This is a genomic window from Mesobacillus stamsii, assembly GCF_030814065.1.
Taxonomy (GTDB): Bacteria; Bacillota; Bacilli; order Bacillales; family Cytobacillaceae; genus Mesobacillus; species Mesobacillus stamsii.
On sequence record NZ_JAUSUN010000008.1, the window covers coordinates 98,327 to 119,090 of the forward strand.

21 protein-coding genes are annotated in these 20,764 nt (G+C 41.3%); 6 read left to right on the top strand and 15 right to left on the bottom strand.

From position 1 onward, the window contains the following. Positions 1-241: 241 nt before the first annotated feature. On the bottom strand, positions 242-1,186 hold the full coding sequence (locus J2S25_RS08790; protein WP_307191711.1) for a glycosyltransferase family protein: 945 nt from the start codon (positions 1,184-1,186) through the stop codon (positions 242-244). A 73-nt stretch (positions 1,187-1,259) separates the two neighbouring features. Then, positions 1,260-1,532, bottom strand: a complete 273-nt coding sequence (locus J2S25_RS08795) for a hypothetical protein (protein ID WP_044396519.1) — start codon at positions 1,530-1,532, stop codon at positions 1,260-1,262. A gap of 354 nt (positions 1,533-1,886) precedes the next feature. Here J2S25_RS08795 and J2S25_RS08800 point away from each other — a divergent pair, with 354 nt between their 5' ends. Further along, positions 1,887-2,354 (top strand): CotY/CotZ family spore coat protein, encoded by a 468-nt coding sequence (locus J2S25_RS08800; protein ID WP_307191712.1) that lies wholly within the window; start codon positions 1,887-1,889, stop codon positions 2,352-2,354. A gap of 108 nt (positions 2,355-2,462) precedes the next feature. Here the strand turns inward: J2S25_RS08800 and J2S25_RS08805 are convergent, their stop codons facing one another. The 8 genes from J2S25_RS08805 to J2S25_RS08840 form a co-directional block, all read right to left on the bottom strand. Further along, entirely contained in the window at positions 2,463-3,260 is a 798-nt protein-coding gene (locus J2S25_RS08805; protein WP_044396516.1) for a hypothetical protein, read from the bottom strand. 161 nt (positions 3,261-3,421) lie between these two features. Next, positions 3,422-4,189 carry an enoyl-ACP reductase FabI gene (gene fabI, locus J2S25_RS08810; RefSeq protein WP_044396515.1) on the bottom strand — a complete coding sequence of 256 codons (768 nt, stop codon included), beginning with the start codon at positions 4,187-4,189 and terminating at the stop codon, positions 3,422-3,424. Positions 4,190-4,300: 111 nt separating this feature from the next. Continuing rightward, the gene (locus tag J2S25_RS08815; protein WP_044396514.1) at positions 4,301-6,160 is read right to left on the bottom strand and encodes a monovalent cation:proton antiporter family protein; all 1,860 of its coding nucleotides are present in this window, start codon (positions 6,158-6,160) and stop codon (positions 4,301-4,303) included. Between the two features lie 17 nt (positions 6,161-6,177). Beyond that, on the bottom strand, positions 6,178-7,557 hold the full coding sequence (mgtE, locus tag J2S25_RS08820) for a magnesium transporter (protein WP_044396513.1): 1,380 nt from the start codon (positions 7,555-7,557) through the stop codon (positions 6,178-6,180). Positions 7,558-7,562: 5 nt separating this feature from the next. Further along, the gene (locus tag J2S25_RS08825) at positions 7,563-8,480 is read right to left on the bottom strand and encodes an RluA family pseudouridine synthase (protein ID WP_307191713.1); all 918 of its coding nucleotides are present in this window, start codon (positions 8,478-8,480) and stop codon (positions 7,563-7,565) included. Between the two features lie 68 nt (positions 8,481-8,548). Next, positions 8,549-9,349 carry an NAD kinase gene (locus tag J2S25_RS08830; protein WP_044396509.1) on the bottom strand — a complete coding sequence of 267 codons (801 nt, stop codon included), beginning with the start codon at positions 9,347-9,349 and terminating at the stop codon, positions 8,549-8,551. 32 nt (positions 9,350-9,381) lie between these two features. Then, positions 9,382-10,026 (bottom strand): GTP diphosphokinase, encoded by a 645-nt coding sequence (yjbM, locus tag J2S25_RS08835; RefSeq protein WP_198528220.1) that lies wholly within the window; start codon positions 10,024-10,026, stop codon positions 9,382-9,384. Between the two features lie 27 nt (positions 10,027-10,053). Next, positions 10,054-10,434 carry a UPF0738 family protein gene (locus tag J2S25_RS08840; protein WP_307191714.1) on the bottom strand — a complete coding sequence of 127 codons (381 nt, stop codon included), beginning with the start codon at positions 10,432-10,434 and terminating at the stop codon, positions 10,054-10,056. 119 nt (positions 10,435-10,553) lie between these two features. Here J2S25_RS08840 and J2S25_RS08845 point away from each other — a divergent pair, with 119 nt between their 5' ends. The 5 genes from J2S25_RS08845 (at position 10,554) to J2S25_RS20150 (ending at position 13,802) form a co-directional block, all read left to right on the top strand. Then, complete coding sequence (locus J2S25_RS08845) at positions 10,554-11,135, top strand: CYTH domain-containing protein (RefSeq protein ID WP_307191715.1); 582 nt, start codon at positions 10,554-10,556, stop codon at positions 11,133-11,135. 27 nt (positions 11,136-11,162) lie between these two features. Further along, positions 11,163-11,807: a lytic transglycosylase domain-containing protein gene (locus tag J2S25_RS08850; protein ID WP_307191716.1), complete on the top strand. Its 645-nt coding sequence runs from the start codon at positions 11,163-11,165 to the stop codon at positions 11,805-11,807. Positions 11,808-12,020: 213 nt separating this feature from the next. Beyond that, positions 12,021-12,422 (top strand): globin domain-containing protein, encoded by a 402-nt coding sequence (locus tag J2S25_RS08855; RefSeq protein WP_307191717.1) that lies wholly within the window; start codon positions 12,021-12,023, stop codon positions 12,420-12,422. Then, positions 12,419-13,300, top strand: a complete 882-nt coding sequence (locus tag J2S25_RS08860) for a ClpXP adapter SpxH family protein (RefSeq protein WP_307191718.1) — start codon at positions 12,419-12,421, stop codon at positions 13,298-13,300. Before J2S25_RS08855 ends, J2S25_RS08860 begins: the two co-directional genes overlap by 4 nt. 352 nt (positions 13,301-13,652) lie before the next feature. Beyond that, the gene (locus tag J2S25_RS20150; protein ID WP_500684434.1) at positions 13,653-13,802 is read left to right on the top strand and encodes a hypothetical protein; all 150 of its coding nucleotides are present in this window, start codon (positions 13,653-13,655) and stop codon (positions 13,800-13,802) included. 346 nt (positions 13,803-14,148) lie between these two features. Here J2S25_RS20150 and pepF read toward each other — a convergent pair whose 3' ends face one another. The 5 genes from pepF to spxA all read right to left on the bottom strand — a co-directional run bounded on the left by pepF (position 14,149) and on the right by spxA (position 20,595). Next, positions 14,149-15,966: an oligoendopeptidase F gene (pepF, locus tag J2S25_RS08865; RefSeq protein WP_307191719.1), complete on the bottom strand. Its 1,818-nt coding sequence runs from the start codon at positions 15,964-15,966 to the stop codon at positions 14,149-14,151. Between the two features lie 123 nt (positions 15,967-16,089). Next, positions 16,090-17,322, bottom strand: a complete 1,233-nt coding sequence (locus tag J2S25_RS08870; RefSeq protein WP_052807106.1) for a competence protein CoiA — start codon at positions 17,320-17,322, stop codon at positions 16,090-16,092. A gap of 111 nt (positions 17,323-17,433) precedes the next feature. After that, the gene (cls, locus tag J2S25_RS08875; RefSeq protein ID WP_044396521.1) at positions 17,434-18,945 is read right to left on the bottom strand and encodes a cardiolipin synthase; all 1,512 of its coding nucleotides are present in this window, start codon (positions 18,943-18,945) and stop codon (positions 17,434-17,436) included. 164 nt (positions 18,946-19,109) lie between these two features. Continuing rightward, entirely contained in the window at positions 19,110-19,781 is a 672-nt protein-coding gene (gene mecA / locus J2S25_RS08880; RefSeq protein ID WP_307191720.1) for an adaptor protein MecA, read from the bottom strand. 418 nt (positions 19,782-20,199) lie between these two features. After that, a complete protein-coding gene (spxA, locus tag J2S25_RS08885) occupies positions 20,200-20,595 on the bottom strand; it encodes a transcriptional regulator SpxA (RefSeq protein ID WP_044396497.1) in 396 nt (131 codons plus the stop codon). Positions 20,596-20,764: the final 169 nt, after the last annotated feature.

Here is a 20,764-nt window from a genome sequence, read left to right on the forward strand (position 1 = left end):
AGTACATGCCCATTGACGAATAAATGTGCGCATTTCCTAACAAAAAAAGCGCAAGCACCTTTCTACTCGCCGTTTCCTTCTCCTGCTTGAGACGGAACTTATTCAGAACGGAGATCATATGCCAGGTGTATTTATGTGAAAAGGTCTTTTTAGCACCAATACGGCTCATTGGTGACCTCTTTTCCCGTTTTCATCTTATCTATAAATAAAAGACTCCCTTTTTCCAGGAGTATTTTGACCATTATTTTGTTACAATCTCTTCGATTTTTTTCAACAGCTCTTTTGCCCGTTTTTCTGTGGTGTGCCTGCTGTTCACCATTTCAAATCCAGCCTGTGCAATTGCTCTCCGCTCCTGTTCATTCTCCAAAAAATATAGTGCCTTTTCTCTGACGTTGTCTGAAGTCACCGAAACAAAAGTCTCACCGTCAACGAAGCCAAGCTCGGTTAACTCATCAGAAGCGCTAGCAAGAAGCAGCGTATTAGAAGCCAGAGCTTCAAAGTATTTCATCAATGGAAAGTGCTCAACCGAATCGCAAGTAAGGAAAATTTTAGCCTTATTCAATTGCTTGGCGTAAGCTTCACCAATCAGTACAGCCTCTTTCCCAGATAAATCCTTATATCCTGGATGGCCAAAGTACACAAAACCTTTTTCTCTTTGCATGATTTCGAGCATTTTTACTCTTTCTGGATAAAGCTTCGGGAAGATTGCACCGATCATTAAAAAATCGATCTCTTTTTCTAATTGATAATCATAAAAAATATCCGTTGGCACATGGTGGGGAGTCCAAATGAACCTTTCTCGGAATTCAGGAAGATAGTTGTACGAAGCATTACGATAATGTGTGAATAAGTAGCGAATATTTTCTTTTTCATAAAAATTTTTTCTGTGTTTTAGTTTGTATTTTATATCATGCACGATCGCCCCGACTGGAATACCTAAATCGGCGAATCCCCAGACAAACGGGCAATAATCGTATTTAAAATCATTTAACAAAATAAAATCAGGGGTAAAACCAAGTTTTGCAAGGATTTCATGGATGTTTCCATCCTCGCCATATTGGACAAGAAAAGCATACTCGCTTAATTCATCCGCTAAATATTTGCTGCTTTTCTCCATCCGATTTTCAAAGTTTTTCGTCAAGAACAAGATGTTTAGTTTCCCATTTGTCTCCAGGGTTTCGATCATATGCGCGCCCCCTCAATAAGAAATTTTTCATTTCATTAAAACGGGGCCTCTGTTAGAAGGCCCTGCTTGTTTCTTAAGAAGGAAGGTCTATTGCAATGATATCCTCGATCATGACGAGGATAAGACCAACGCCAGGTGAGGTAACTTGTTCAAAGATGACAAAATCTGTTCCTAATGTCACGATCCTGACAGCAACTAAATCAAGAGTCGTTGTCTGCTGGGTATTTCTTACATACACTTCTGGGATGATCGCTCCATTCTGATAGTAATAGAGGAGGACCGTCCATAAACCCGTTGAGGAAACTCCACTAGGAAAAGCTACCGGAGGGAAATTATCAATATGCATGATTCATTCTCCTTTCAAATTTAACTTTTTTGCTATCTATACTTATATATGTAAAAGGAATATGTTGGAGTGGTTAATTGTCCAGAGTGGACAAAAAATATACGTGTGTCCCAGTTTCTGACAATCGTTCTGATGTGTTATGAAAAAAGAACAGTTTTTTTTACTTAAAAAGGAATGGATGAATGTTGATATGGTCGGACTCTAAGAACGCGGGATTACGCTGTCTCTACTTTTTCCTTTCAAGCTTGGCTAATTTGATGAATTCATCCAAATTGGGCGTTTTACTTATTCCACCTTACCCGTAAAAACATACTCTGTTAAAGAAAATATTAATTAATATAAGGAGGAGAAACCATGAGTTGTGGTTCTGAATACTACACAAGCAACTGCGTGTGTGATACATTGTTAGCGATTGTTGAAGCCCAAGAAAAGGTAAGTCCAAGCTCAGGCTGCACGGATAGCTGTGCAACAGCGATCCAGGAGTTATTAAACGGAGTGGTGAACGGGACTGCTGACACGATTCCAGTCATCCTGTATTGTAAAGGTACATGTGCTCCATTTGAAGGGCTAGGGGTAGCAAGGACTGGGGTTGTTGGAACACCATTCGCACCCGTATCCGGCTATATTTTCAGGGTAGTCGAAGTGGATCCTGAAACATGCTGCGCTGTACTGGAAATCCTTGAGGATGGAACACCATTAGGCGGTACCCCTTTATCAGGGCTAGCTACCGCTACTGCATTGGTTCGCACTGAAGTGTGCATCACAGTCGATCTCAACTGCTTCTGCGGCGTATCATGCCTTTTCCCACAAGATTTGCTATAAAACGAAAAGGCTGTTTCCGTAAGAAGAAACAGCCTTTTTGTTTATCATTACAGCATGAATCATTCTTAAAAGGAACGCAAAAAGGGCGCCTGATCGGCGCCCTTTTTCTTATATCATTTTAAAGTCAACGAGGTCGACAATATTGCATTCCTGGATCTTTTTACCGATTCGGAGCCTTACGATGTCGCCGCGTTTGCTCTCAACTTGAAATTTGATTTTTTTTCCGTTCACACTCGCTTCGCAAAACGGCTTTTTAATTACATTTGGATACCGCGCCAATCTTGAAATCGTTTGCTTTAGTTCTTTATAATCTACCTCGTCTGTTGCCAATTTTTCCTGGCTGTCATTGTCAACAGTGACCAGTCTTTTCTCAAGTGAATCGAGGTTTCCTTCTTGAATATTTTTGATCAGATCCTCATCGGCTTTCGGGATCAGATCTTTCAGGAACATTTGAACTAATTGAGGATCTGCTTTCGGTTTTGCTTGCGTTTCTGTCTCGGCTTCCTGATTCCCTGTTGAAGCAGGATCGCCATCCAGCATCTGCTTCATTTCCGCTCTCATTTGGTCGATCGGTAAAATGATTTGCTGTTTATTTTCTTCATCTGCTGGTTCATCAGAATCAAGCGCTTCAGGAACCAGCTCAACCGGCAACTCGCTTTCCTTGCTCGCGTTCCCTTCTGCCATCAGTTGCGCAGCCTTTTCGGAATTGGAATCCAGTTGATCCTCTTGCATTTGAACGATTGCAGGCTGTTCACTGCCCTTTTCTAGTTCAACTATGGTTGCCAGCTCTTGCTGTTTTTCTTTTAATTTAATATAGAATATTGATTGCATATTAGACTCTGCTGTCTGCCATTCCGGCTGGCTGATAAACAACAAAGGCTTTGATGTATTTGTGTTTTTTGACATGTCCATCCTTCTCCTTTTCACCTATTATCTAAATCCGTCCTATGTATTTGTATGCGGCTAGAGTGCAGGTGTTGAATGGACATCATAAAGTTTTACCAGTAGAAACAAAAAGACAGTCTTTGTTAAAAAACCCTCGCTTCAAATAGAAGCGAGGGAATCGATTAAAGAATATGAAATCCAGAATCTACATGAATATTTTCTCCTGTAATTCCTCTGGACATATCGCTAAATAGGAAAACTGCTGTATCGCCAACTTCTTCCGGAGTAGTATGGCGTCGAAGCGGGGCTTTCTCTTCAATTTCCTTCAAAATCAAATTAAAATCACTTACGCCTTTAGCAGATAGGGTGCGGATTGGACCGGCTGAAATCGAGTTTACCCGAATATTATGCTTACCTAAATCCGCAGCAAGATAACGGACACTGGCATCAAGCGCGGCTTTTGCCACTCCCATCACATTATAATTTGGAATCGCGCGCTCCCCGCCTATATAAGTCATAGTCACGATACTTCCGCCATCTGTCATTAGCTCTTTCGCTTCTTTGGCTACAGCTGTCAAGGAATATGCGCTGATATTTTGGGCAAGCAGAAAGCCATCACGGGTTACATTCATATAGTCCCCTTGTAGCTCTTCTTTGTTTGCGAATGCGATGCAGTGGGCAACACCATCAATCGAGCCTGCTGCTTCTTTTATTTCTGTAAAGCATTTCGCGACATCTTCGTCACTTGTCACATCGCATGGGAAAACGGAATAATTTTGATTCAGTGATTCCGCAAGTTCCCGGACATTTTTCTCCAGACGCTCACCTGCATAGGTGAAAATTAAATTTGCACCGGCATTGTGGAGCGATTGAGCAATCCCCCAGGCGATGCTCCGTTTATTGGCTACACCCATTACTACATACGTTTTACCACTTAATGAAAAAGTCATTTTTCCCTATCCCCTTATTAATATAAGTTATTAGTACCTAGTGCTAATTCTACACTATATTCATTTTTTTGGAAAGAATAACCCGCCGGATAGGCGGAGATCGTTACAAACTCAGCACCAAAAACAAAATTCGAGTTCCCTTTTTAGTTCATCAACATATTCTTTTGAACCTGTAACGATCAAACGGTCCTTTAGGCGCATTTCAGTATCTCCATGAGGCACGATCGATTCATTCTCCCGCAGGATGCGGACAAAGATGACATCCCCGGTGAATGGAAACCGTCTTAATGTCATGCCGTCAAAATGATCATTAAGCATCCTTATTTCATGCAGCGAATTTTCCTGTTGGGTCAGGATTGTCAGGACACCCGGTGATTCAATCATCGCACGCAACAGCATCTCCGTTGAACGAAGAACAGAGAAAACTTCAATTCCCTCTTCCTGGGCTTGCTCGGCAAGGTCCAGACTTTCTATTCTCGCAATAACTCGTTCCACCCCATGTTCCTTCGCGCTTACAGCGATGGTCGCATTGAGATGATAGTCCCCCGTAGAAATCACCATAATATCCGCATCAAACACTTCCACCTTAACAAGTGTTTCAAGTTCATAATTCTCCATTTCCATTATTTCGAACACAGTGTCAGCTAGTTTCTCCGCTTTATCTTGTTTTGTATGATAGATGACCGGTTCATATAATGAAGAGTGAAGGGCTCTAGAAACCGGGAGTGTCATCTGGTTGGCACCAATAAATGCCACCTTGACTTTCATATTCTCAGCCTTTTCTTCTGGAAATAACTTTTTGAATAAAATTGGTGTCAAAACACTGGAAATAACTGCGACCAGAATCAGTGTTCCGCTCATCCCTGCAGTGATCATTTCCATTCTTTCACCAATAGTTGCAGCTGCAATGACTAGCGACAGAGTAGAAGTCAGCAAGAAGCCCGCTGCCAAAACCGTCTTTGTACCGTACCATTTCTTGAGCAGAAAGACTGGGATCAATTTTGATAAAAATAATGCCAAAAGCAATAACGGAATTAGCACCAACAGCTTTTTGTCACTAAATAAGGACCAAACATCCAGATCCACACCGACCATTACGAAAAAAATCGGAATCAGAAATCCGTAGCCAAATGAATCAAGCTTATGGACCATTTCCTGATCCGGAGCAAGCAGGGACACAAGAACACCTGCGAGGAATGCTCCCAGAATATTTTCGGCGCCAACTGTTTCAGAGATGGCAACCAGCAAAATGATCAAGGCAAAGACAGCACGCGTGCCAATCTGTGTTGTTCCTGTTGAAAGTGCATTGATAAAGCTTCGGTTCTTGAAAGTTCTGCCGACAAAGTACAGCAAGACTCCCGCAGCGAACAGAACAAGCAACAGCCAAGTGTTTCCTTCTCCTCCACCATAAATCGAAACAAAGACAGCGAGCAATATCATCGTTGCCAAGTCAGCAATTACCGCCACCAGTAAAATTATCTGGCCAATATTCGTTTTCATTAAATGGGCATCCTTTAAGGTTGGCACCACAACTCCGAGCGAGATCGTGGAAATGATCAATGTCATTAAAAACATATTTTCGATAAAACCAGCAAGTACGAATAAGTACGATAAACCCAATGAGACAATGAAAATACCTATGAAGATGATCAAAGCGACCACGAATGTATTTGGTTCTTTTTTTTCATTGGCCCTTCTGCTCGTTTGCTTTTTATTGCCTGAAAAAGCAGTAAAATCAATTTCCAACCCACTCAAGAACATCAGGAACAGAAATCCTAAAGTTGACAGTGTGCTTAGCCATGCATCCTCATGGACAATATTGAAGCCACTTTTACCGATCAGCAAACCCATGATGATTTCAGCGACTACTACAGGGATGATAGTTAATTTTAAGCGATGTAAAATAATAGGTGTGATGAATGCTACGACCATGACAATTACAAGTGATGTAATCGAGGCATGCTGTTCCATTTGCTCCCTCCTCTTGTTTAAATTAGAAACCTCATGAATATTTTAGCCATTCCAAAGTAAATCAAAATGCTGATAATATCATTGATCGTAGTGATAAATGGACCTGATGCAACTGCAGGGTCCACTTTCAATCTGTGCATCAGCAGCGGAACAAGCGACCCAGCCAGTGTCGCGATGATCAGAGTAATAAAGATCGAAATGCCAACTAATAGCCCGAGAAAAAATTCGCCTTTCCAAAAATAAACAACAGCGGCAACCAGAATCCCGCATACCGCTCCGGTAATCAATCCTGTACCAGCTTCCCTGAGGATAATGCTCCATTTGTTTTCTTTTTCAAGATCGCCGGTTGCAATTCCCCTGACTGCCACTGCGAGTGCCTGAGTACCGGTGTTTCCTGCCATTCCGGCGATTAAGGGAATGAAGATTGCCAAAATTGCAACCTTATCAAGTGTTTCTTCAAATCTTCCAATCAAGCTCGCTGAAAACATCCCTAAAAACAGTAAAATGATCAGCCATGGCAGTCGTTTCTTAGCTGCTGTAAATGGATTCCGGTCAATCGTGTCTAAGTCTGCAATACCAGCCAGCTTTGAATAATCATCCGATGCCTCTTCCTCCATAACGTCCATGATGTCATCAACCGTGATGATTCCAAGCAAATGATTTTGAAAATCAACGACAGGAAGGGCGAGAAAGTTATAATCCCGCATCATCCGAGCTACTTCTTCCTGATCCTCCCCTACCGATACGGAAACAACCCGGTCATTCATCACTTCACCGATCATCGTCTCATCATCAGCCACGATCAAGTCTCTCAGGGAGATGACTCCAGCAAGCCTTTTCTCTTCATCGACAACAAAAATATAGTAAATCGTTTCTGCTCTTGGTGCTTCTTTTTTCAGGATGTACATGGCTGACCTGACCGTCTGATTGGCAGATATCGCAATAAACTCTGTCGTCATAATACTTCCTGCTGTATATTCTTCATAATGCAGCAAGTCTTTGATTTCCTTCGCTGCTTCCTCGTTCATAATTGTTAAATAACTGGCAACTTGGTCTTTATCCAGCTCGTTTAGGACATCCACCGCGTCATCTGCATACATATTTGACAGCATGTCAGCAGCATAGTTCGGATTCATCTGTGCCAATACATCTTTAAAATTCTCTTCATCTGCTTCCAGGTTCTCGAAAAGATCCGCCATCTCTTCAGGTGAAAGGAAATTATATATTTTCGCACGATCCTCGTCCACAAGTTTACTGAAAAATTCAGCCTGATCGTATGGATGCAGATCTAAAAATTCCGCTCGGAACTCTTCTAATTTATTTGAGTAAAGTGCTGCCAACAACAGCTCTGAATTAATTTGCTGCCTGGACGCCGATTCTTGACGGTCTTCAGACATTCGCCTTACCTCCTTTCCTTTCGGTATAGTTTCTTTTCCAGCACTTCCTGCATATCATTTGGAAGACTTGCGGTGAAGTGCATTTCCTTATCGAAAAAAGGATGGATGAAAAACAGTTCGCGGCAGTGCAATGCCTGTCTTGTTACAATTTTTTTTTGGCCACCATATAGAGTATCCCCAAGCAGCGGATGACCGATAAAGCTCATGTGTACTCGAATTTGGTGGGTCCTGCCGGTCTTCAGTTGGAGGTGTAGATGAGTGAACGTTCCATATCGTCCAGCCACTTTAAAAATCGTACAGGCGTATTGCCCATCAGCATGGACTTGCCGTTCAATGATGCTGTCAGGTTTTCTTGCAATCGGAGCTTCAATCATTCCCTCATCCTGCTCAATAATGCCTTCAGCAAATGCCTCATAGCTGCGATGTACACCGCCAGAGCGCTGCTGCTTTCCTAGTAAATGATGGACATGGCTATGTTTTGCGATCAGAACTAGCCCTGACGTATCTCTGTCAAGCCGTGTAACAATATGGGTTGTTGCAGAAATATCATTATTTTCATAATACCCGATCAATCCATTTGCCAGGCTGCCAACAGGATGCTCCCTAGAAGGGATGGTATTCATCCCTGAAGGCTTGTTAACCACCAATACATACTCATCCTCATAAAGAATAGCAAGTGGGATTTTTTCTCCCTTCATCCCTTCCGACAGAATTTCAGGAGGAAATTTAATTTTGACTCGATCATCCGCCTTCAATCTGTACCTGACAGTTACATCCTGGCCATTGACGGAAATGGCGCCACCGTTATATTTAATATCAGTCAGCGCCGTTTTAGAGATTTCCATTTGTTTAAGGAATTCTCTGAGCATTTTTCCCTCATCCGCAATCCCGGCAACAAAATCCAACGTGAAGTTTTTTGCCATGTCAGCGGCTCCTGTCGTCTTAGTTGTTTTATTTTTATCGTTCCACAAGTAACTTACAGTTATGATTGCTAGTCACTATCAGAAATAAAGGAATCATGCACCCTTTTCCAGAATGGGAAGGGGCGGAAACGCGCGAACCGAATTTTTTCATCTGCTACTCTGAATTGAATGGACTTTACATCCTTATGCAATAGGGTTAAATGGTCAACTGTCACTTGAAAATCCTGCCCGTTGACTGGTTTCAAAGTACATGTATGGTGATCTGGAAGGATCAGCGGGGATCCAACTGTCCGGAACACCCGGTTGTTGATGGAAGCCATTTCTGCTACCTGGATCGCCCTTAGAGACGGGTGCAGGATAGCCCCACCTAATGCTTTATTATAAGCGGTACTTCCTGATGGCGTCGATACACATAATCCATCCCCTCGGAAGCGTTCGAAATGCTGGCCCCTAATTTCAACATCCATGACCAAGGTACCTTCCACGGATTTAACCGTGGATTCATTCAGTGCCAAATACCTTGTTTCCCGACCGCCGTGCTGATACCTTATAATGACCTCGAGCAGCGGGTACTCAATCACCTGGTACGGCGTTTTTGCTACGGCAATGACAAGCTTTTCAATTTCTTCAGGAACCCAGTCGGCGTAAAAACCGAGGTGCCCTGTATGTACTCCAATGAATGCAGTTTTATCCAGCCTGCTGCTGTATCGGTGAAAGGCATACAAAAGCGTGCCATCGCCGCCGACAGAAAGACAAATATCAGGCTGGTCTTCATCATAGATTAGATCAAAGTCCAAAAGATACGTCCTCATTTTTTGCATCAATGTATTGGACCGTGTATCCCCCTTTGTCGTAATCGCAAATTTCATGTCATCCCTCACCCCTGCAAATCGAATTTAGACTATTTCTTCCCATCCTGCTGCATTTCTTTTTTTCGGGTAAAAAAAGCTTGTGCATCTTGAATTTCTCCCCGTATTGTCGACATCTCTTCATCCAGGCGGAACGCGGCCTCGGCAGCCCGCTGCAGCCTGGTTTTAATATCTTCCGGAAACAGCCCTTTGTACTTATAATTCAATGAATGCTCCACTGTTGCCCAAAAATTCATTGCCAGCGTTCTGATCTGGATTTCTGCGAGAATCTTTCGTTCGCCCCTGATCGTCTGAACTGGATAGCGTATGACTACATGGTAAGAGCGATAACCGCTTGCTTTTTTATGCGAAATATAATCTCTTTCCTCGACTATTTCAAAATCATTTCTGATTCTTAATAGTTCAACAACTGTCTTAATATCATCAACAAACTGGCACATGATTCTCAATCCGGCGATGTCCTGCATTTCAGAATCAAGTTTATCGAGCGAAATTCCTTTTTGATGGGCTTTATCTAGTATGCTTGCGATTGGCTTTACCCTTCCCGTGACAAATTCAATTGGCGAATGGTCGGAATGAAGCTCATATTGGCTTCGAATTCCTTTAAGCTTTACCTTCAACTCTTCCACTGCATGGTTATAAGGTTCTAAAAATTGTTCCCAGTGTTTCACATTCATCACCTCATCCTGTTCTTTTCACGAAGTTTAAGCTGAGGGTGCAGCAAAAAGCTGTTCCACTTTCGCGACCATTTCGTCTCCATAGTTGCTGTTCCCCGTTATGTTTTCAATCAAATATTCCAGTTCAAGCCGGAATCTATCCAATTTAAGTTTGCCACTTGGATTTGCAAGAACTATTTCCAACCCGTACTGAAGACCTTGCTGAATTGAACTCCAGACCACCTCAGGAATGGTGATATATTGATATTCATCTTCCTTTTCAACAATATAAATAAATGATAATTGATCGGAATCCACCAGCATTTGCCCCGTTGCTCGAAGGCTTGCTATTTGTGTCTCCATGTCTGTCAAGAGCAGGAGCTCATCCTTTTCTACTTTTGCCTCGGTGATAATAATCTTTTTGCTCATTTTTTTCAACCTCCATAATCCTTTTTATTTTATCATAATGAACCATTTTCTACTAAAGATTGAAGCCAACAGGATTTCGCGAGATAATAAGAATAGTTTATTTGGAAAGGCGGACAAAGATGAGCCAGAACATTGAAATCGAATTTAAGAACCTGCTGACAGAGACAGAATTCAACTTTCTGTTAAGCTACTTCAAACTGGAAGCTGGTCACTTTAAAAAGCAGGTCAATCATTATTTTGATACTCCTTCATTTACCTTGAAGGATAGTGGATCGGCATTGCGAATCAGGGAAAAAGACCATGAGTTTGAACTGACATTAAAGCAGCCTGCACAACAGGGATTGCTCGAAACAAATCAAATTCTGACGGATGCACAGAAAAAGGAAGCCTTGATAACAGGCAAATTGCCTGAGGGCGAGGTGAAGGACACTGTGTCCTCCTTCATTCACGATAGCGAGCAGCTACAATATTTCGGCTCGCTGACGACGATGCGCGCAGAATTTAAGTATAAAGAAGGATTACTCGTCCTAGACCATAGTTTTTATTTCAATACAGAAGATTTTGAGCTAGAATATGAAGTAACAGATGCTTCAGAAGGATTGCAGATTTTTTCCAATTTACTTACTGATCTAAACATACCTGTTCGACATACCGATAATAAGATCAAACGTTTTTATGCTAAAAAGTACCCCCTCTTATAAGAGAGTAGATCAGGTAGGAGAATCATAATGAATATTGATCAGTTAAAAGCGATGCTTGAGTTGCAGGCGCTTCAAAATTTCCATTCCAATCCAGGACAATCGGCAAGCGGTTTGTTCCAGGACATGCTTTCTAGCATTTTGAATGATCAGAGCACTGCCCTTGGTGCCACGGCAACAAAGCTGGATGAACTATTCGAGGATGCTCTGGCAGCAGTCGGCTCCTCTGATTTATCGAAGCAGAACATTGCGCAAACGCTCCCTCCTATTCAACTTACAAAAATCGCGACCAATAGTAATGCGAATTTTGATGGTTTAATTGATCAGGCTGCTGCTATGTTTTCTGTACCAGCCAAGCTGATCAAATCGGTCATTCAAAAGGAATCTAATTTTAATCCAAACGCTGTAAGCCATGCTGGCGCGTCCGGATTGATGCAGCTGATGCCTGCGACCGCCAAAGACCTTGGAGTCAAAAATATTTTTGATCCTGCTGAAAATATCCAAGGAGGCGCTAAGTACCTAAAACAGCTGCTCGACAAGTATGAAAATCAAGTCGATCTCGCTCTTGCAGCCTATAATGCTGGCCCTGGCAATGTTGATAAATATGGTGGAATTCCACCATTCAAGGAAACAAAAAACTATGTACGACAAGTAACCGATATTTATTCCAGCTAAAAGGATAATACTTCCATCAATTTTTGCCCGCCTGTCAGTGGTAACAGGCGGCTTTTTTGTGTAAATTAATATAGCGAACAGCTTTTCAAGAAATACAAAAGGCTTTTATCATTGAACACAAGCCGATTGTTTGAGATATAAATACAGCATTGCTACAATTAATAGCATAATATCCATGCAGATTCTAAAATCTATTTTAAAGGAGTTATCAATATGGTTGAGAATAAGACCTTACCATTCGAAGCCATTGGCGAAGGAACCCTTCACCGGCTGGTCGATGCTTTTTACCGCCGTGTTGGAATGCATCCTGATCTTGCTCCTATCTTCCCGGACGACTTAACGGAAACTGCCCGTAAACAAAAGCAGTTTTTGACTCAATATTTAGGCGGCCCGCCTTTGTATACGAACGAACATGGCCATCCGATGCTTCGGGCCAGACATCAACCTTTCGAAATCACACCAACCAGGGCGAAAGCATGGATTAGTTGCATGTCGGAAGCCATGGATGAAGTGGGTCTCGAAAGTTCTGTCAGGGAGGATTTTTTTGCCAGGCTCTATCTTACCGCACAGCATATGATCAATACCCCAGATACTGAAACCGGTGAGAACACATGAAACTCAGCCGCGAAAATCTTTTAAGCTATGATCCGGCAGAAGACTGCCATTGCTTAGACAAGAAGCCTATCGAAATTTATATGTTCATTGATCCGCTTTGTCCGGAATGCTGGGCTTTAGAGCCAATCATCAAAAAGTTGCAGATCGAATACGGCAAGTATTTTTCCATCAAGCATGTATTAAGCGGCCGTCTTGCCACCTTGAATATGAACCGGAAAAAAGGATATGAAACAATTGCTGATCTTTGGGAAAAAACAGCATGCAGAACCGGCATGTCCTGTGATGGCTCGCTTTGGTATGAAAACCCTGTTTCGTCCCCTTATTTAGCGTCGATCGCCATTAAATCGGCAGAACTACAGGGAAAAAAGAAAGGCATCCGATTCCTGCGCAAGCTCCAGGAAGTACTGTTTCTTGAAAAACAGAATGTCTCGAACTTTGAAGTGTTGAAATCATGTGCTAGAAGCGTTGGTTTGGACGTAGAGGAATTCGTAACAGATATACATTCTGAAACAGCCGCCAAGACATTTCAGTGTGATTTGAAAATCACGAATGAAATGGGCGTTCAGGAAATCCCTACGCTTGTCTTTTTCAATGCGAATGTAGAAGAAGAAGGCATCAAGATTACCGGACTTTATCCATATGAGGTATACGTCCAGATTCTTGAAGAAATGCTCCAGCAAAAACCGGACGCGGCCCAACCGCCAAGCCTGGAACAGTTTCTGCAACAGTATAAAATGGTTGCCTCCAAAGAAGTGGCCGTCGTATACGACATGACGGTGCCCCAGGCTGAGAAGGAACTAAAGAAACTGATGTTAAAGCAAATTGTCGAACAAATCCCAGCAAAGTATGGGATGTTCTGGCGATATTTAGAAGGATGACCTTGCAATTGCTAGGTCATTTTTTTGTCGCTTTTTATCGTTTATTACATTCAATTGGTTATTAGGCAGGAAAAAAAAGACCTTGCAGCTCCAACTACAAAGTCTTTTTTCTATTTTATACGAACAAAGGGGATGGGAGAAATTTTTCACGGTCAAACAAAGGGGTAAATGTTTGCTTGTGATCAACTTCACGCACTAAATATACCATAGATGAAACAAGAATAACAATGCACTTGTGTGTTATTTCACAATATTGTCAAATACTCATCATCATCATCTGAACAGAAGCATATAGATCAAGTATAAAACATATCAGGGAGTGATGGTTTTGGACAAAATAGCTCTCTTTTTTATGGCAGTCTTCCTCTTTTTTTCCTTTGGTCTTCAAATCGGAGGATTGATGCATCTTCTCCCATTATACCTGACTTCCCCGCTTCTGTTTTTCGCCATTTTTATTTTACTGATCTATGTAAATAACCGAAAAAAGTTTAGAGGATTCTAAGAAAAGCTCATGGCGCCTTGATCAGCTCCGACAAACGTTGCATAATATAGCAATTTGGGAAACAAAACTGCCAAAAGGGCATCTTTCGAGCGGAATGTTACCCTTATGCAGGCACTCCCATCTCTATAAGGGCATCTCTCTGGCGGAATGATACCCTTATGCAAGGATTCCCACCTCTATAAGGGCATCTCTCTGGCGGAATGATACCCTTATGCAAGCATTTCCACCTCTATAAGGGCATCTTTCAAGCAGAATGATATCCTTATGCGGCATTCTATCAGATAACTCATTAAAATCCTCATCTGTAAGAAAGAACCGGCTGCACCTGGGCAGCCGGTTCTTTGTTTTAATTAAGCAAAGCTTCCATTTCGTTCAGCTTTTCTTCAAATACCTTCAAAGCTTCTTCAATTGGCTTCGAGCTTGTCATATCGACTCCTGCCTTTTTTAATACTTCAATTGGATAGTCTGAGCTGCCCGATTTCAGGAATTCCAGATAGCGCTCGACAGCCGGCTGTCCTTCTGTAAGAATCTGCTTGCTTAACGCTGTCGCTGCACTGAAGCCTGTCGCGTACTGGTAAACATAGTAGTTGTAATAGAAATGCGGAATCCTCGACCATTCTAATCCGATTTCTTCATCAATGATAATATCTTCTTCTCCGAAATATTTTTTGTTGAGCTCATAATAATCCTTTGTCAGAGAATCAGCTGTCAAGGCTTCATTATTCTGGGCTTTCTGATGAATCATATGTTCAAATTCAGCAAACATCGTCTGTCTGAATACTGTTCCTCTGAAGCCTTCAAGATAGTGATTCAATAGATACACTCGCTTCTGCTCATCATCGATCGTTTTCAGCATATAATCATTCAAAAGCGCTTCATTGCAAGTAGAAGCTACTTCTGCCACAAAAATCGAATAGTTTCCATATGGATATGGTTGTGTTTTTCTAGTGTAATAGCTATGGACGGAATGTCCGAACTCATGTGCAAGCGTGAACAAATTATTCACATTGTCCTGCCAGTTCATCAGGATATAAGGATTTGTGCCGTACGCACCTGACGAATAGGCACCACTTCGCTTCCCTTTATTCTCATAAACATCGACCCAGCGATTTTCAAAGCCTTCTTGAAGGACTTTGTTGTATTCCTCCCCTAGTGGCTCTAAGCCTTTCAAGACATAATTTTTCGCCTCTCCATAAGGAATATCCATTTTCACATCCTTCACTAACGGCGTGTAAAGATCATACATATGAAGCTTTTCCAGCCCCAAAACTTTCCTGCGAAGTTTCACATATCGGTGAAGCAAATGCAGATGATCGTTCACAGTGTTCACCAGGTTTTCATAGACACTTTCAGGGATATTATTCGCAGCGAGGGCAGCATGCCTCGCAGAGTGGTAATTACGGATTCGGGCATTGAAATTATCCTTTTTAATATTGCCATTCAAAGTACTAGAAAATGTATTCTTGAAGCTGCCATATGTTTTAAAAACCGCTTTGAAGGCATCCTCGCGTACTCTGCGATCCTCACTTTCAAGGAAACGGATGTAACGGCCATGAGTAATTTCCACTTCTTCCCCGTTCTCGTCCTTAATGGTAGGGAACTCCAAATCCGCATTATTCAACATGCCAAAAGTATTGGACGGCGAGCTCATTACCTCTCCTGCTTGTGCCAGCAGGGCTTCCGCTTCGGCAGAAAGGACATGCGGACGCTGAAGATTGATTTCTTCTAAAGCCTGCTCATATAGCTTCAGGTCTTCTTTTTCCTGCAAAAAGCCTTTGATCTTTTCTTCTGCAATGGCCAGGATTTCCGGAACTATAAAAGCCAGAGCACTTCCTGCCTGGGAATAGAGATTCTTGATCCGATCATCTAGTCCTTGATAAAAAGAATTCGTTGTATCCTGGTCATAGCGCATGTGTGAATATGTATATAGTCTGCCAAGGCGCTCTAGCAGCTTATCCTGCAATTGGAGCACGGCATAAAGCTGTTCAGCGCTTTCCCCTAGCTTTCCCTGGTACTCCTGGACAGAAGGAAGCAATAACTTCACTTCATTGAATTCTTTTTCCCAAGCATCATCACTCGCGAAAATATCTTCCAGTCTCCACGTATGCTCTGTTGCTGCTTCCTCTCTTGACGGCAATTTAGTTACGCTCGATTCATTCGCCATATGGATCCTCCTAACAAAATTTCGGGATTCGAAAAACATTCTTCTATCCTATCTATTCGATAATCGACTTTTATTTCCTTCAAAAAAAAAGAAAGAGATTGGAAAAGTTTTTCGTTAACTTTCTTAGTTTACTCTTGAACTCCCTTTTTCATGTGAAATGAATATAGAGTGAACAATATGATTTTCATACTCCGCAAAAAAATTGTCCTCCTCCTCCAACTGGCAGCTAAGCGAAGCCGGAATCTTCATTTCTTTTGTTACTTTCACCATCCCCGAATTAATTTTTTCCAGGTACCCAACCTTTGTTAACAGAAACACGTAATCCGCTAAAGCATACCATGAATCTCTTTCCCCGGCAGCAGGCAGAGTCCTGAGCTTGATCTCTCCTTTTTTGACTCTGTTAGCAAAGGCGGCACGAATTCGTGCATAATGAATGAATTCCCCTGCTTTATGATGACGAAATACATCGAGATATAAATAAGTTTGCCAGATAAAGGATGGTGTTTCGATATATGGACTGAAGCGAACAGGCAATCCTAGTACAGCGGGGAGAGCGAAAAGACTGAGACGATTGCGGTATAATTCTTTTAAAAAACGATTTTGCCAGGCGCCGGGATTCATCAAATAGCTAGATTTCAACTTTTGATTTTCTGTTTGCCAAAGTTTAATGAAAGAATACTGCCTACCATTTGGACTAAGAACATCCTCCATTGACGCTTGACTAAGATTTTTTCCTTCTAAAATGGCGATTGCCTTTCGTGCGGAAATTGGAATGATGTCATGAAGGGTGATGAGTTGATTTGTGATAGGACAAAAAGCAGTGATGGTCCATGCGAGATTGGGACTTCGCAGAAAAAGATAGAGGAAATGATTCATAGATACTATCATATGGGATTTACGATTGATCAGATTTTCTGCTGCAATCCATATCGGAATCACATTATGCTCCAGATAGGTTTTTGTTCTTTTTTCGAAAATATCCGCTTGAATAACGGAACATTGAAACTCCAGTGCATATTTTTGATCGTTCCAATCAAATGCAATATCTGGTTTCTGCTTCATCTCCTGGTCGAATTTTTCAAGCTCAGCATCGATTCCCTGACTTCTCAGCCAATTATACAGTTTTAGCTTGCCAGCTAGGTGGTACTCTGATTCTCGATCGTATTCAAACTGACAGCTTGTGCTTACGGTATGGGAGAAATGCCAAATTTTTTTGCTGCCAAGCTTCATGATTACCTCCTCTCCGCAATCGGGACAGTAAAACTTTTCCCGAGATTTGAGCTCCACCAATTCTTGTTTGGTCTTACCATTTGCAAGGGAAAACACTTCCCCATTGCGCTTATTTGCCACTAACATAAAGGAACCTCCTTTCCCTTATATAATTCGGGGATAAAGGAATGATTCCTTTCTTCCTTATAAAAATTAACAAAATGTTCACAAAAAAACAGTATAAAATAAATCGGACTGTTAAAGCATGGGAGACAGAAGCCTTGAGGTGGATTCGAGAAGCCTGTACCCAATATTGCGTTTATTGAAATCATCTAAGTCAATTTCCTTTGAAATCTGAATATCCTTTTGGAACTCCTCGACTAGTTTCCAGGTGCTGTTTGTTTTATAGAGGAACGCATTGACCTCGAAGTTCAGGTGGAAGCTTCTCATATCCATATTGGACGTGCCGATAGAAGCAAGCTGGCCGTCAACAATGACAATTTTGCTGTGCATAAACCCTTTTTCGTATTCATAAATTTTGACACCCGCATCAAGAAGCTCTGGAAAATATGACCTCGAAGCGAAGAAGACAATTCGTTTATCCGGCCTTTTTGGGACTAGCAGCCTAACATCAAGGCCGCTTAGAGCAGCTACTTTGATCGCACTAAAAATATCTTCATCCGGAATAAAATATGGAGAGGCAATCCAGACTGATTTATCCGCCGACGAAATCATCGAGAAAAAAATATTTTTAATCACACTCCACTCATTATCTGGGCCACCAGCAATCATTTGGACTCCACCATGAGTGTTATCTTCCAGTACAGGCGATAAATATTCCGCCGTCAGCAAGCTATCATTCGTCATATAATACCAATCCTGCAAGAAAATCAGCTGCAGGCTGCGCACAGCCTCTCCTTTTGCCATTAAATGCGTGTCCCGCCAAAAACCAAATTCCTTCTTTCTCCCTAGATACTCATCTCCAATATTCAATCCTCCTACAAACCCGACTGTCCCATCAATTACAATGATTTTTCTATGGTTCCGGAAATTGAACTTGCTGTTCAGAAACGGCAGGCGAACAGGACCAAATTCGACCACCTCTACACCAGCGCCAATCAAATCCGCAAGAAACTTTTTGGAAAGCTTCCATGATCCAACCGAATCATATAGGAATCTTACCTTCACGCCTTTTTCGGCTTTTTCTATTAAAATATTCTTAATCTCATGGCCAATTCCGTCATCCCGCACAATATAATATTCCATATGTATATGGTGGGCTGCCTTTTTCAATTCGGCGAGAATATGGCTAAAGGTTTCATGCCCGTTAGTCAACACTTTTGTAGAAGTTGCAAAGGATATTGGGCTGTTCCCAAGCTTCTGGGCAAGGTGGAACAACCGCCGGTGATCTTCTTCCATTTCAAGCATCCTTGATTTGTTCGCCCTATCACTATCTCCTTCGATTCGTGTAAAAGTTTGTTTATCTAGAAAGTATTTGCGGCGATACATTTTTTCCTTCCGATGGTTCCGGCCAAATAATAAATAAAAGACGAAACCAACAACCGGAAAACCACCGAGAACAACTATCCACGTTAAAGTCTGGGCAGGATGACGATTCTCGAGGAAGATCACAAAGCTGATAAAAACTACTGTCAATGTCATGAAAATACTTATGTATCCAAGATATACAGTATCAAGCTTCTCATAAAACAAATAATAGACACCTGCTAAAATGACTAAAAACGTTAAAATCCTAACTGTATTCTTCACGATAACCACCTGTTTTCCAGCTTCTGATTTTTCCAAACCACTGTATGTATACGTTTCTATTTTACGATAGGATTCATACAACATTATTCAAAAGAGCACCATTGTGAAATTGTAGTATGCTCACTGTAAAAAGGCCGATTTCATTTCTGAAATCGGCCATGCAATCAAGAAAAATACTTTCTTATGACTTGAAAGACATCGTTTTCGATAATCCTGTTTCCATATTCATGGAGACGATGAATCGTTAAGCCTGACTCTTGCCCATATTCAAGCAGAACACTTAGAATATTATCGATTTCCTCTTCATCTTCAAATTCTTCTTCGGGAAATTCAATGTATAAAAAATATTTCTCAGAATAACTGTACAAGCTTGTTTTGAGTTTATCAATTCCTGGCCGCTTTGATAGAGAAATGATATCCTCAAAGTCCTTAAAATACATCAAGAATTCAAGCTCATCTTCCAAGGAATTTTCTTCCTCATCCAATCCTTTTGGATTAAATTGATGGTCAAGAAGCTCTTCGATTCGCTCATCAACTGGTATATCACCCAATTTATCGTTCGGGAGCGGCAGTTCAAAGTTCGATCCACTTTTAGACAATTGAGCTTTTGTTACCAGTATCTCCAGACCTTTCTCCAGGGCCTGGACCTGGATCCATAATGGACCTTCAACCATAAAATCTTCTTCCGTATGGACCTCATCCATCATCTCCCAGAAAAGTTCTTCACTGCGATCCCGATTATACCAGATTTCCTCCCGGTCAAAGCCGCGTTCCTCGATGTCCATATATGAAATGTAGAACTTTACTGTATTCTCATTAATACGTTCGATTTCCATTCGCTTTCTCTCCCTTCCAGGCAAAGATTTGAAGGGACTAATACCCCCAAAAAGCAGTTGGTCCATATCTATTACCCTTAATAGCAACTTGTTATCATTAAAGGAAGGTAAATTGAATAATCTTGTACATTCATTTTATGTTATAAACCGCCATTTTGGAAATAAAAAATCTACCCATTTTTGCAAAAAGCTTTTTTTTATCGTTTAGTGCCTAAAATGCGCCTCTCACTGATAATCGTTCAGAGAAAAATATAATGACAACCAAACAATTGCAAAATGGAAGTATTCTTTTTATTTTAACAGAAAGCTTGCTTATTTTCAATTTGTCTGGCTGACTTTTGATGACCTAATGTACATTATGCTTTTAGCATTTCCATTATAACAACAAAAAGCTCCCAAAAATCGGGAGCTTTATCATTTAATTTACTAGACGTTGAGCTTCGCGCAATTGGAATGTACGTACTTTACGAGGCAGAAAGCGCCTGATTTCATCTTCATTGTAACCAACCTGCAGGCGCTTTTCATCGATAATGATTGGGCGGCGTAGCAAGCCTGGATTTTCTTTGATGATTCCAAACAATTCCTGTAATGGCATAGCCTCAAGATTTACATCTAATTTTTGAAATGTCTTTGAACGAGTGGAAATGATTTCATCCGTTCCATCCTCAGTCATTCGAAGTATTTCCTTTATTTCATCAATGGACAAAGGTTCTGAAAAAATGTTTCTTTCCGTGTAGGGAATTTCATGATCTTCAAGCCATATTTTTGCTTTTCTGCATGAAGTACAACTTGGTGAAGTGTATAAAGTGACCATTGGTAATTCACACTCCTTAAGATTTACTTATCTATTATTTGTTTCAAATGACTGGCATTTATTAAATAATAATAAGTTTAATTTTATAATGTTTATTATACACCATAAAGACTCGAAAAGGTATCCTTTTTCTAAAAATTACACAGTACTATGTAAAATTTCTGTCTTC

Bases quoted from the DNA above. Each gene is read 5' to 3' on its own strand.
- J2S25_RS08805 (WP_044396516.1), bottom strand. From the start codon at position 3,260: ATGTCAAAAAACACAAATACATCAAAGCCTTTGTTGTTTATCAGCCAG.
- J2S25_RS08830 (WP_044396509.1), bottom strand. From the start codon at position 9,349: ATGAAATTTGCGATTACGACAAAGGGGGATACACGGTCCAATACATTG.
- J2S25_RS08855 (WP_307191717.1), top strand. From the start codon at position 12,021: ATGGTTGAGAATAAGACCTTACCATTCGAAGCCATTGGCGAAGGAACC.
- J2S25_RS08790 (WP_307191711.1), bottom strand. From the start codon at position 1,186: ATGATCGAAACCCTGGAGACAAATGGGAAACTAAACATCTTGTTCTTG.
- J2S25_RS08870 (WP_052807106.1), bottom strand. From the start codon at position 17,322: ATGTTAGTGGCAAATAAGCGCAATGGGGAAGTGTTTTCCCTTGCAAAT.
- mecA (WP_307191720.1), bottom strand. From the start codon at position 19,781: ATGGAAATCGAACGTATTAATGAGAATACAGTAAAGTTCTACATTTCA.
- pepF (WP_307191719.1), bottom strand. From the start codon at position 15,966: ATGGCGAATGAATCGAGCGTAACTAAATTGCCGTCAAGAGAGGAAGCA.
- fabI (WP_044396515.1), bottom strand. From the start codon at position 4,189: ATGACTTTTTCATTAAGTGGTAAAACGTATGTAGTAATGGGTGTAGCC.
- J2S25_RS08815 (WP_044396514.1), bottom strand. From the start codon at position 6,160: ATGGAACAGCATGCCTCGATTACATCACTTGTAATTGTCATGGTCGTA.
- J2S25_RS08840 (WP_307191714.1), bottom strand. From the start codon at position 10,434: ATGAGCAAAAAGATTATTATCACCGAGGCAAAAGTAGAAAAGGATGAG.
- J2S25_RS20150 (WP_500684434.1), top strand. From the start codon at position 13,653: ATGGCAGTCTTCCTCTTTTTTTCCTTTGGTCTTCAAATCGGAGGATTG.
- J2S25_RS08850 (WP_307191716.1), top strand. From the start codon at position 11,163: ATGAATATTGATCAGTTAAAAGCGATGCTTGAGTTGCAGGCGCTTCAA.
- mgtE (WP_044396513.1), bottom strand. From the start codon at position 7,557: ATGTCTGAAGACCGTCAAGAATCGGCGTCCAGGCAGCAAATTAATTCA.
- yjbM (WP_198528220.1), bottom strand. From the start codon at position 10,026: ATGAATGTGAAACACTGGGAACAATTTTTAGAACCTTATAACCATGCA.
- J2S25_RS08860 (WP_307191718.1), top strand. From the start codon at position 12,419: ATGAAACTCAGCCGCGAAAATCTTTTAAGCTATGATCCGGCAGAAGAC.
- spxA (WP_044396497.1), bottom strand. From the start codon at position 20,595: ATGGTCACTTTATACACTTCACCAAGTTGTACTTCATGCAGAAAAGCA.
- J2S25_RS08825 (WP_307191713.1), bottom strand. From the start codon at position 8,480: ATGGCAAAAAACTTCACGTTGGATTTTGTTGCCGGGATTGCGGATGAG.
- J2S25_RS08795 (WP_044396519.1), bottom strand. From the start codon at position 1,532: ATGCATATTGATAATTTCCCTCCGGTAGCTTTTCCTAGTGGAGTTTCC.
- J2S25_RS08845 (WP_307191715.1), top strand. From the start codon at position 10,554: ATGAGCCAGAACATTGAAATCGAATTTAAGAACCTGCTGACAGAGACA.
- J2S25_RS08800 (WP_307191712.1), top strand. From the start codon at position 1,887: ATGAGTTGTGGTTCTGAATACTACACAAGCAACTGCGTGTGTGATACA.